This is a genomic window from Acinetobacter sp. UBA2063 (assembly GCF_002333245.1).
GTDB lineage: Bacteria > Pseudomonadota > Gammaproteobacteria > Pseudomonadales > Moraxellaceae > Acinetobacter > Acinetobacter parvus.
Window position 1 is genome coordinate 1 of sequence record NZ_DDAH01000077.1, and the last position, 11,568, is coordinate 11,568.

Sequence of the window (11,568 nt, forward strand, 5' to 3'; positions counted from 1 at the left end):
TTTAATTCTTTAATTTCACGTTCCATTTGCTTCATTTTTTCTTGGTCAGATATCTGTTGTACTTTAATGGGATTTTGCTGATCTAAATGCTTTTGATACCAAACATGTAGAGTTTCAGGAGTACAGCCAATTTTAGGCGCAATTGCAGAAACTGCTGCCCAGTTCGATGGATAATCTTTTTTAGATTCAATCAATAATTGAACCGCTCTTTCTCTGATTTCAGGGGTATATTTTAATTTTGTCATCGGGACCCTACGCTTCGCTACGTCTTGCGAAGCAATGCTTCTCATCTCAGAATATTGACTCTCCGACAGACTCGGTACGGTTCTCTTCATACATTTGGGTAAAACGAACGACACCATTTGTTTGCTGGATTTGCCCTATATCCAGACCTGAATCTTTAAACCATGTTAGATAATCCCAATGCTGTTGTTCCGCATAGTGGATCAGGCTGGCCAGAATGGTCGGTGGTGTAAATTGTTGCGCACCAGTTGTATGAATGATTCGTTTAGGCATAAGTCCGTTTTGCCCTCCAAAATAAACTCTTTTTAACCCTTTTGGATATCGTATAATTTTGTTTAACTTTCAACATGCTTTATAACAGACAGCTAGAAAAAGAACTTAAAAGGAAAATACCAATGTATCAGGTTGGTTGGGATAAACAGGAAATTAAAATTACACCAAAAGGCTATGCCATGTTTGGCTATGGACAATGGTCACATCGTGCCTATGAAAAACGTACGGCGTTATATGCACGTAGCTTTAGTATTATTGATCAGCAACAGCATCGGCTCATTATCTGCTGTCTGGATTTAGGTTGTATTACCCATGCCATGCGCAGTCAATCTATGCAGCGATTACAGCAAATATTGGGTTCCCAGTTTGATGAAAATCAATTGGTACTGATGGCAACCCATACCCATTCTGGGCCAGGTGGTTGCGCACATGAAGCCTTATATAACATGCCAACCCCAGGTTTTGTGCCCGAACATTTAAATGCAATTGTGGATGCCATTGTACTGAGTATTCAAACTTGCATTAATACTGAACAAGACACTGAGATTTGTCTTAGCACCCAGCATTTTGCCGCAGATACACCTGTGGCATGGAATCGCTCGATTAAGGCTTATAACCGTAATCCAGAGGTGAAGCCATATTCAGAGCGTGAAACACATTTGGCTTTAAACCGTGAAATGCAACTGATCGGTTTTTATCGGGAACAAAAGTTACAATCCTTTATTTCATTGTTTGGTGTCCATGCTACTTGTCTTGGTAATAAATTAAAGGCTTATGATGGGGACAATAAAGGTTATGCCGCTGCATTTTCTGAGCAGGCTTTAATTGAGCAAGGTATTCAAAATCCAGTCACGATTTTTGCTCAAGCCACTGCAGGCGATGTCTCTCCGCATTTTCATGGAAAAGATCAGCTTAAAATTCGTAACAAGATTAAAGGCGAACAGGAATACCAATATGCACAGCAAAATGGACGCTATCAAAGTGAACTGGCTTTGGCTGCATTCCAGCAATCTTTAAAGCCAATACAAGGAAAAATTGATGCGATATGTTCCTATGTGGATTTAAGCAATATTGAGATTCCACCTGAATTTGCACAAGGGCAGATTGGCGCAAAAACCAGTCAACCCTGTCATGGCACCGCTTTTTTTGCTGGTACGCCTGTCGATGGATTAGGCGCACCAAAGCCATTAATTAAAGTTATGCAGTTTTTGGCAGACCAATTGCGTAAACAAAAGAGCAAAAATCCCAAGGCAGCAGATTTTGTCAACTATCAACAACTCTATGCTTCACAGGGGCCGAAACAGATTGTATTAGAGGCAGGCTCTAAAAAGATTTTGGGTCAGCCGATTGGTTTTCCGCCCAGTATTCTTGATCCTCTCATTGCAGAGATGAACCGACAGGTCAAGGCGGGCGCGATTCAGCAGAGTCCATTGGTGCCAAACGTTGTGCCATTACAGATGATTCGATTGGGGAATTTGGCAATAGTCTGTTGTCCAGGCGAGTTCACCACCATTGCAGGACAACGGGTTGTGGATACGGTAAAACAGGTATTTGCTGATCAGTCTGATATAGAGCGCGTTTGGTTGGCCTCCTACTGCAATGATTATATGGGCTATGTCACCACCTATGAAGAATATCAGGAACAGGCCTATGAGGGTGGACATACCCTGTTTGGGCAATGGACACTGGCAGCTTGCCAAAGCAAATTCAAGTTATTGGCTGAACAATTATTGCTGGATAAAAATCAGCGTAATTATGATCAAGTCACACGACCAAAACCGATTCCAGAACAGGAACTCGCAAAACGAAGCAATTATGGTAATTTAAAAACTGCGACAAGCCAGGGAGAGGCAGTATGAGTGATTTAAAACAAGGCATCTGGTCGAACTGGTCGGGCTTCCAAAAAGCCAAGCCGCAACAGATTCTACAACCCACCAATATTCAGGAATTGCAGTCTATTGTTCGGGATCATGCAAAAATACGGCTGGTGGGTGCAGGGCATTCATTTACCCCGTTAGTGTGTACCGATGCAACCTTAGTATCTTTAGATCGAATTTCAGGTGTCGCATCTTTCGATCTAGAACGTTGTCAAAGCAATATTTATGCGGGCACACGTTTATACGATTTAGATCAGTATTTACAGCAGCAATCCATTAATCAGGCTTTGATGAATCAGGGTGATATTGATCAGCAAAGTCTGGCAGGTGCGGTGTCAACGGGAACACATGGGACAGGAGCCGATTTGCACTGTATTTCGGCTTATGTGGAGGGGTTTGAATTACTTACCGCTTCGGGTGAAATTTTAAAATGTAGTCGAACCGAAAACCCTGAAATCTTTGTCGCTGGGCGTGTTTCCCTAGGAAGTCTGGGAATATTGACCAAGATCACCATGCAAAATCGTCCACGCTATAAACTCAGGGAACACATTGAGCTGTGTCCTGTTGAGGACATGATGCAACACATCCAGCAATGGAAACATCAGCATCGGCATATTGAGTGTTTTGTATTTTCCTATGAAAAACAGCTGATGCTGAAAACGCTGGATGAAACCGATGAGGAGATTTTGCCACGCAAGGAAAATTTCCCCTCGGATGATACCTTGCTGACCATGTGTTCTGAATTGACCAAAAGCTTTCCCTCACTGAATCCGTATTTACAGAAATTGTTGGGTATTTTTGTCAAACCAAGCACCTATATTGACTGGTCGAGTAAGATATTTCCAACGCCGCGTAATACCAAGTTTAATGAAATGGAATACCATGTTCCCGTTGATCAGGGCATTGCATGTCTGGATGAGGTGTTGCGTGCCTTAAGAAAGCATCAGGTTGCCACCTTTTTTCCACTGGAATTTCGCTTTGTCAAAGGTGATGATATTTGGCTCAGTCCGTTTTATCAGCAGGATTCAATTTCGATTTCAGTACATCAATATCATAAACAGGACCCACGTTTAATCTTTGATGTAGTTGAGCCAATTTTGCAGAAATATCAGGGACGCCCACATTGGGGTAAAATGCATACGATGAGCACCGTACAGCTTCGGGCATTATACCCAAAGTGGGATGATTTTATGGCCTTGCGTCAGCAGCTTGACCCACAGGCCAAGTTTTTAAATCCATATCTGGAAAAGTTATTTTTAGCAAAAGATTAAAACAATAAGGACGTGAGTATGCTGGATTATTTTTTTAAACAACTCAATCTTGATCTAAAAAAGCAGGGGATGGCGACACCGCAACTCATCCTGGATGAGGCTGCCTTAAAACAAAATATCCAGCATGTTCAAGTAAGACTTATGCATGCCCAACACTTAAAACCACGTCTGGTGGTAAAATCTCTGGCGTGCTTAGACTTATTAAAAATGCTGTCTGAACAGATCAATACCCAGCGATTTATGCTGTTCCATCAACCGCATATCATTGCAATATTAGAAAACTTTGCCGAAGCGGATATTTTGCTGGGCAAGCCGATGCCAACCCAAGCGGTACATCATTTCTACGAACAACACTCGCAATGGTCTGATGCAAAGATTCAATGGCTGATTGATACCGAACAACGCCTACAGCAATATCTGGAGATTGCCCAAGCCTATTCGATTTGCTTGCAAGTGAATATTGAAATTGATGTCGGTTTGCATCGTGGTGGGGTGCAGTCAACCCAGCAACTCACTGAAATATTAAAGCTGATTCAGCAATATCCACAGTATTTAAAACTGTCGGGTTTAATGGGTTATGATGCGCATGTCACCAAGATTCCAGCCCTGATTAAAAAACCAGAACTGGCCTATCAGCAATCCCAACACATCTATTCCGAATATCAAAAACTGATTCAAAAACAGTTTCCTACGTTGTGGGGTGATAATCTTTGTTTCAATGGCGGGGGCAGTCCTACTTTTAGTTTTCATACCACAGAAAGTGTTTGCAATGATCTGTCTTTTGGTTCGATGTTATTAAAACCAAGCGATTTTGACAGTCAGTTTTTAGCCGCTTTACGGCCAGCTTTATGGATTGCTACGCCAGTATTAAAAGTATTGTCTTATACCCAACTTCCCGCCATGTCTGTACTGGATAAACTGCCACACAAATCTAAAGCCCTATTTATTTATGGCGGCTATTGGCTGGCCAATTATGTCTATCCGAAACAAGCACATCCGCATTTTCTATATGGACGGAGTAGCAATCAGGAGTTAGTCAACGTTCCAAGAGATTGTGATATTCAGGTCGATGATTTTGTATTTTTAAGACCAACGCAAAGTGAAGCGATTATTCCGCAATTTTCAACTTTAAATTTATATCAGCGAAATACCTTTAAAACATGGCAAAGCTTTCGAGAATAAAAAAAGCCTTGCACAATAACAAGGCTTTAGACATTCACATAAGCGCTTATTGCTTTACAATCAGCACAGGAATATGTGATTCAGTTAAAACGGCACGCGCAACGCTACCCAATAGCAGACGTTTTACCCCTGTACGCCCATGCGAACCCATAATGATAAGATCGGCTCCCACTTCATCGGCGACAAAGATAATACCCTCACTGGCTGGGCCATGATGAATTTTGGTTTGAACCTCAATTCCATCGCGAATGAAAGATTGAGAAATATCTTGTAGTTGGGTTTTAGCATGCGCTTCAGCCTGCATAAAATGATCGGTAATGGCTGGTACCACTTGATAAAAATCAACACCGACATATGGATCAACGGCCACCACGCTGAGTACAGTTACTTTTGCCCCTGATAATTTTGCTAAAGACAGTGTATGTTCAACTGCTGCATAAGAAATTGGAGAATCATCAACAGCGACTAAAATATTTTGATAAGACATATTTACTCCTTATAGTTTATCGTTGTAAAAGATAAAAGTATAAGCAGTTGATAACATATTGAACGCGGTCTAGCAAAATATAACGCTAGGAATATCATGGTATTTTTGTAATTCGGCTAAATATTAACTTTAGACACGATGCTGAATTTAACACTATTTAAAATCATGGGAACATTTGTGCTACTGAGTCTGGAAGCATTTAAACAGCAAAAATTTGATCAGATGGCCGCCAAAATTATGGATGACCCTGATAGCTATCTGGCTTTTGACTCCGTTTCGGATTTTTATAAAGCCACATGGCTGGATGAATTTCCACAGGGCACCACATGGTCAGCGACAGGACTGGATGATGGTGCTGAACACTTCTATGCCATCATTGAATACGGCAACCATTACCTATACATCAGCCATATTGAGCACGTAACGGTAAAACTATGTATGCGGTATCATTACAATAAAAATAACTAATCCGTGCAGTCACCCATTTTTTTCAAGAAAATTCTTTGTTCTACAAGAGACAGTGCTATAATTTTGTACAATCCCGAAATCCTAATTACAATGAAACGGAAGTTTAAAGATGGCACATCAATTTACAGTTAACGAAACAATTCACGGTGTTTCAATTGAAGATTTTTCAAGACTGGTTGCCGACACCTCATTGCATGAAGCAGTGTGTAAACGTATTCCAGGTGAGAATCTGGAAATTATTGAATCCAACATCAATGGCGACATTTATACCCTACGCCGTGAATATAACCTTGATGTAAATATTCCAGAAGTTGCGAAAAAATTATTAAAAAATGCGTTCCGTTTAAAACGTTCAGACATCACCAATTTGAAAAACCTGACTTCAACGGTTGAGCTGGGCGCAAACCTGCCACTGGAAGCGAAAGCTGAGCGTAAGGTAACAGGTAACGGTAACCAAGTAGACATTACTCTGACCTGGACGGTAAAGGTGAAAGTACCTTTGATCGGTGGAATGCTTGAAAAGCATGCAGAGGGCGAAATTCGTAAGTTTAGCCAACTTGAGATTGAAATTGTTGAAGATGAATTAAAGAAAAACCTTTAATTTAGATGCGATAAAAGAACTCTCCGTCAGGGGAGTTTTTTGTTTTTAGAAGCGTAGAAAACAGGGCAGAAGCGCAAGAATGACACCAACCACACTGAGTAAAGCGGTACTTTGACAAGATTCTTAAATGAAAATTATGGCAACCCGATTCAATATCCAATACGATATTATTTACGATTTGGTCAAAACAATTATAAGGTTATGTGATGAGTGTGATTTTACCTGTGGCACAGCGTGGTGAAGAAATTTTAAAGCTGAAAGCGGCATTGGTGTCAGATGTGGAATTTAATAGTAAATGGTTGATGGCACTTGCGTCCGCCATGCATGCGACCATGCTTGAGCGCAATGGTGTGGGGATTGCGGCACCACAGGTTTATATTTCCAAGCGTGTGATTATTGTGGCGTCCCGACCTAATCCACGTTATCCCGATGCACCTGAAATGGATGCTGTTGTGATGGTCAATCCTGAGATTTTAGAGTTTTCTCAAGCGACCTGTTTTGGTGAAGAGGGGTGTTTGAGTGTGCCGAATGAACGTGGACAGGTTGAACGTGCTCAAATGGTTAAATTACGTTATTACACTTTACAGGGTGACGTGGTTGAAACCAGCTACGAGGGTTTTCCTGCACGTATTGTGCAGCATGAAGTTGATCATTTGGATGGGGTGCTGTTTGTGGAAAGAATGCATTGATTATTGATCATACGTTTGTCAATACATTTAACAATCCGATTTTATATTTGGCTATAATAGGACAATGATTTTTTTAGCTTGCAGTGAATGAGTACAAATTTAGAATTTGATTTTTCTGAAAAATTTAAGTTTATAGACTTATTTGCAGGGATTGGTGGTTTTCATCTTGCTTTATCTCAATTGGGTATGCAGTGTGTTTTTGCATCAGAATTTGATGAACATGCCAGAAAAACCTATTTAAAAAACCATAAAATTGATGAAAAAGATTTTAATCGAGATATTCGTTCAGTCTCCTATGAATTGATTCCTGAACATGACATCTTATGTGGCGGATTCCCTTGTCAGGCCTTTTCTCATGCAGGAAAAAGAGAGGGGCTAATTGATGGGGCCAAGTCGGAAAGAGGCAATTTATTTTATTGTATTTTGGAAATTTTATCGAAAAAAAGGCCCAGAGCATTTATTTTGGAAAATGTACGTGGACTGGTGAATCATGATGAAGGCCGTACTTTTCAAATTATCAGGCATGAGCTGGAGTCGTTAAACTATTCAGTTCACTATAAAATCTTAAAGGCTAGTGAATACGGCCGTCCACAACATCGCCCACGTATCTTTATTGTTGGGTTTAATAAAGATTTGGTTGAGACTCAGCAGGCGTTTCAATTTCCAGCACCAGTCCCACTTAAATTAAATATGTCGGATGTATGGGAAGCAGAATGTAGTCGCGAAATTGGTTTCACCTTAAGGGTCGGTGGTAAAAGTTCACCGATTAATGATCGCCGTAACTGGGACGGTTATCTGGTCAACCATGAAGTGCGCCGTTTAACCCCTAAACAGGGAAAACGGATGATGGGTTTCCCTGATGATTTTGAGTTTCCTGTGAATCAAACCCAGGCCATGAAACAACTGGGGAATAGTGTCTGTGTGGATGTGGTCTATCATGTAGCAAAAGCAGTGCAGAATTATTTACAACAACATACCATACAGCGTACAGAGGAAAAGGATTTAATGAAATTCAATAAAGGTGAATGGAGTGAATTATATGCTTTCCTGAAGCTTATGCATGATAAAAAGTTATCATTTGGTAATGCTCGGCTAGAAGAAAAACAACCCAATGAATTTATTAAAATTTATGCTCTACAACATATTGGTTCCAGTAAATTTTATGTCATTGGTGACGATCACTTAAAAATTATTGAGGGAAATCAAACGTTTGATTTAGGCTCTATTCAGCATATTTTAAATGATGAAGTGCTTGCCCAGATTAAGAACACTATTCTAAATCCTGAAACAAAAACTTTTAATATTGAACAACAGAGTTTATTGGAATTATTAAAGATTAGCTCTTTTAAAGGCAACTCATATACTAAAGCTGATTTAAATATTTCTTTTGAATTTCAAAATCAAAGTTATCGATATGACCCATTGGGAATAAAATCATTTTTAGGCAGTGCGCCAACACTACTCAATGCAGGATCGACAACCAATTTTATTTATGAGGTGAAGAATTTTAGAGGTACATTACAGGATGTTAATCAAATTGAAACTTCATCAAAAATAAAGGATCGTTTAACTAAAATTGAAGAATTAGGAGGGCAACTCGAATTTTATAAATGTGAAAATGACGTATTTAATGATAATTTACGAAAAGCAGACTCGCTAATGCCAGAATATTTGGCAGAAACAGTACTTAAATATTATAAAGGTCAAGGGCGTTATTTAAGAGATTTAGTCGATGATGAAATCAAAACGATTCGGGTTAAGGATTTTCTAAAAGCAATTTTATTAGGCATGTTCTCTGGTACGCCGTGGGATGGTGCTTATACCTGTAATGGTTTGGTTGTGGTCAGAAAAGATGGTGATCTTTTACTTTATCATGTAATAAAAGATGCAGATTTAAAAGAATATTTATTTTTAAATACCAAACTGGATACAGCTTCCAGTACACGTCATCGTTTCGGTACGATTTACCAGGAAACCAATGGTAAATATTATTTTAAACTGAATTTACAAATCCGTAACACCTGATGATTTAAAATCCCCTCTATTCTTTTAATAAAGGGGATCGTTTTTGGTGTGTGCTTAATTAGGCAATTGAATCATCTAAATTCGGCGCTAACCACCGTTTCGCTTCATCTAAAGTCCAATTTTTCCGTTTGGCATAATCTTCAAGCTGATCTTGTGAGATTTTTCCTACGTTAAAGTAGTCACTGTCAGGATGAGAATAATAGAAACCACTCACAGAAGATGGTGGCATCATGGCAAAGTGTTCAGTCAGCTTGGTGCCAATTTTTTCCTCAGAACCTAACCAGTCAAACAACACGGCTTTTTCCGAATGTTCAGGGCAGGCAGGGTAACCAGGTGCTGGACGAATCCCCACATATTTCTCTTTGATCAGTGCTTCATTATCTAACACTTCATCGGCTTTATAACCCCAAAATTCTTTACGAATCCGCTCATGCAAATGCTCTGCAAAAGCTTCGGCAAAACGATCCGCCAAAGACTGTACTAAAATTGCAGAATAATCATCGCCTTTGGCTTTATATTCATTTGCCAATTCTTCTGCACCAAAAATGGATACAGTAAAACCGCCCAAATAATCTTCTGGTTGAGCAGATGGCTTAATATAATCCGCTAAAGACAAGTTTGGTTTACCTGTGACTTTATCGGATTGTTGGCGTAAATGTTCAAAGGTATGTGTGACATTCTGACCATATTCATCAAATACACTCACGGTATCTGCATCGGTACGTTGTGCAGGATATAAACCAAACACGGCACGGGCATCAAAACGCTGATTATCAATAATGTCTTTTAACATGATCTGTGCCTGATTATATAAATCAGTTGCTGCTTCACCAACAATTTCATCTTCTAAGATTTTCGGGAATTTGCCTGCCAAACTCCAAGAGATAAAGAATGGAGTCCAGTCAAAATACGGTACTAAGGTTTCAAGCGGATAATTTTTAAGAACCTGTGTACCTAACGTATTTGGTTTTGGTGGTACATAGTTGTCATCAATTTTAAAACCATTTTCAATGGATTCTGCATAGCTTAGTTTGGCTGCTTTCGGTTGCTTGTTGGCTAAACGTTCACGAATCTTGGCATATTCCGCACGATGTTCAGCAATAAAGTTACCACGCATTTCTTTAGACAGTAGGGTAGTTGCTACACCCACTGCACGAGAGGCATCGGCTACATAAATCACTGCATCATTTGAATATTGCGGGTCAATTTTGACTGCGGTATGGGCTTTCGATGTGGTTGCACCGCCAATCAATAAAGGAATGTCAAAACCTTTACGCTGCATTTCTTTGGCAACAAAAACCATTTCATCCAGCGATGGTGTAATCAAACCAGATAAACCAATGATGTCACATTTCTCATCAATCGCGGTTTGCAGGATTTTTTCAGCAGGAACCATAACACCTAAATCGACAATATCATAGCCATTACAGCCCAACACCACGCCCACGATATTTTTACCAATATCGTGTACATCGCCTTTTACGGTTGCCATCAGGACTTTACCTTTAGACTGGCTACCTGTTTTTTCCGCTTCGATATACGGATTCAGCCATGCCACGGCCTGTTTCATCACACGTGCAGATTTAACCACTTGAGGTAGGAACATTTTACCTGAGCCGAACAGGTCACCGACCACGTTCATGCCATCCATTAATGCACCCTCGATCACATCAAGAGGGCGTTTGGCTTTTAAACGGGCTTCTTCGGTATCTTCATCAATATAAGTGGTAATCCCTTTAACCAGTGCATATTCAAGACGTTTCTCAACTGATTGATTGCGCCATTCAAGGTTCTCAGCTTCACGTTGTGCGCCACTATGACCACGGAATTTTTCTGCAACTTCAAGCAATTTCTCTGTGGCTTCCTGTCCACTTTCACCCTGATTTTGGTTTAGAACTACATCTTCAACTGCATCTTTTAGTTCTTTAGGAATATCGTCATAAATCGCCATTTGACCAGCGTTCACGATCCCCATCGTCATGCCTTGTTTAATGGCATGGTAAAGGAATACTGAGTGAATTGCTTCACGCACAGGTTCATTGCCACGGAAAGAGAATGAAACGTTAGAGACACCACCTGAAATCATGGCATGTGGCAAGTTTTGTTTAATCCAGCCTGTCGCTTCAATAAAATCGACACCGTAGTTATTGTGTTCTTCAATCCCCGTAGCAACTGCAAACACGTTCGGGTCAAAAATAATATCTTCAGCAGGGAAGCCCACTTCATTGACCAACACATCATAAGAACGTTTACAGATCTCACGTTTACGTGCAGCCGTATCCGCTTGTCCTGTTTCATCAAATGCCATGACGATAACTGCTGCACCATATTGTCGGCATAAACGGGCTTTTTCGACAAACTCATCATAACCCTCTTTAAGGGAAATTGAGTTCACCACAGGTTTACCCTGAACGCATTTCAAACCCGCTTCAATGATTTCCCATTTCGATGA

General features: G+C 40.2%; 10 protein-coding genes and 1 pseudogene. 7 read left to right on the top strand and 4 right to left on the bottom strand.

The genetic code is table 11. The annotated features are described in order from the left end of the window. Nucleotides 1-245: transposase (locus B4H32_RS03425; RefSeq protein ID WP_286800009.1), on the bottom strand; the 245-nt coding region annotated here is incomplete at its 3' end. A 91-nt stretch (nt 246-336) separates the two neighbouring features. Next, nucleotides 337-570, bottom strand: a pseudogene (locus B4H32_RS03430) (AraC family transcriptional regulator); the annotation flags it as partial. A 68-nt stretch (nt 571-638) separates the two neighbouring features. Here B4H32_RS03430 and B4H32_RS03435 point away from each other — a divergent pair. Genes B4H32_RS03435 through B4H32_RS03445 form a run of 3 tightly spaced genes read left to right on the top strand, consistent with a single transcriptional unit; the run spans nt 639 to nt 4,846 of the window. Further along, nucleotides 639-2,375 (top strand): neutral/alkaline non-lysosomal ceramidase N-terminal domain-containing protein, encoded by a 1,737-nt coding sequence (locus tag B4H32_RS03435; RefSeq protein WP_004682725.1) that lies wholly within the window; start codon nt 639-641, stop codon nt 2,373-2,375. Further along, nucleotides 2,372-3,664: a D-arabinono-1,4-lactone oxidase gene (locus B4H32_RS03440; RefSeq protein ID WP_286800010.1), complete on the top strand. Its 1,293-nt coding sequence runs from the start codon at nt 2,372-2,374 to the stop codon at nt 3,662-3,664. Before B4H32_RS03435 ends, B4H32_RS03440 begins: the two co-directional genes overlap by 4 nt. A gap of 18 nt (nt 3,665-3,682) precedes the next feature. Then, complete coding sequence (locus tag B4H32_RS03445; RefSeq protein WP_004799600.1) at nt 3,683-4,846, top strand: alanine racemase; 1,164 nt, start codon at nt 3,683-3,685, stop codon at nt 4,844-4,846. Between the two features lie 46 nt (nt 4,847-4,892). Here B4H32_RS03445 and B4H32_RS03450 read toward each other — a convergent pair whose 3' ends face one another. After that, nucleotides 4,893-5,333 carry a universal stress protein gene (locus tag B4H32_RS03450; RefSeq protein WP_004676742.1) on the bottom strand — a complete coding sequence of 147 codons (441 nt, stop codon included), beginning with the start codon at nt 5,331-5,333 and terminating at the stop codon, nt 4,893-4,895. A gap of 177 nt (nt 5,334-5,510) precedes the next feature. Here B4H32_RS03450 and B4H32_RS03455 point away from each other — a divergent pair, with 177 nt between their 5' ends. From B4H32_RS03455 to B4H32_RS03470, 4 genes are all read left to right on the top strand, one after another. Then, nucleotides 5,511-5,801: a hypothetical protein gene (locus B4H32_RS03455; RefSeq protein WP_026040014.1), complete on the top strand. Its 291-nt coding sequence runs from the start codon at nt 5,511-5,513 to the stop codon at nt 5,799-5,801. Between the two features lie 109 nt (nt 5,802-5,910). After that, nucleotides 5,911-6,402, top strand: coding sequence for a DUF2505 family protein (locus B4H32_RS03460; RefSeq protein ID WP_004682721.1), 492 nt, complete (start codon nt 5,911-5,913; stop codon nt 6,400-6,402). Nucleotides 6,403-6,608: 206 nt separating this feature from the next. Next, nucleotides 6,609-7,091: a peptide deformylase gene (gene def / locus B4H32_RS03465; protein ID WP_004682720.1), complete on the top strand. Its 483-nt coding sequence runs from the start codon at nt 6,609-6,611 to the stop codon at nt 7,089-7,091. A gap of 87 nt (nt 7,092-7,178) precedes the next feature. Beyond that, nucleotides 7,179-9,116: an HpaII family restriction endonuclease gene (locus tag B4H32_RS03470; protein WP_004682719.1), complete on the top strand. Its 1,938-nt coding sequence runs from the start codon at nt 7,179-7,181 to the stop codon at nt 9,114-9,116. 58 nt (nt 9,117-9,174) lie between these two features. Here the strand turns inward: B4H32_RS03470 and metH are convergent. Then, nucleotides 9,175-11,568: methionine synthase (metH, locus tag B4H32_RS03475; protein WP_286800012.1), on the bottom strand; the 2,394-nt coding region annotated here is incomplete at its 5' end.

Excerpts from the sequence above, each read along its gene's own strand:
- B4H32_RS03470 (WP_004682719.1), top strand. The coding sequence starts at position 7,179 with ATGAGTACAAATTTAGAATTTGATTTTTCTGAAAAATTTAAGTTTATA.
- B4H32_RS03435 (WP_004682725.1), top strand. The coding sequence starts at position 639 with ATGTATCAGGTTGGTTGGGATAAACAGGAAATTAAAATTACACCAAAA.
- B4H32_RS03445 (WP_004799600.1), top strand. The coding sequence starts at position 3,683 with ATGCTGGATTATTTTTTTAAACAACTCAATCTTGATCTAAAAAAGCAG.
- B4H32_RS03440 (WP_286800010.1), top strand. The coding sequence starts at position 2,372 with ATGAGTGATTTAAAACAAGGCATCTGGTCGAACTGGTCGGGCTTCCAA.
- def (WP_004682720.1), top strand. The coding sequence starts at position 6,609 with ATGAGTGTGATTTTACCTGTGGCACAGCGTGGTGAAGAAATTTTAAAG.
- B4H32_RS03460 (WP_004682721.1), top strand. The coding sequence starts at position 5,911 with ATGGCACATCAATTTACAGTTAACGAAACAATTCACGGTGTTTCAATT.
- B4H32_RS03450 (WP_004676742.1), bottom strand. The coding sequence starts at position 5,333 with ATGTCTTATCAAAATATTTTAGTCGCTGTTGATGATTCTCCAATTTCT.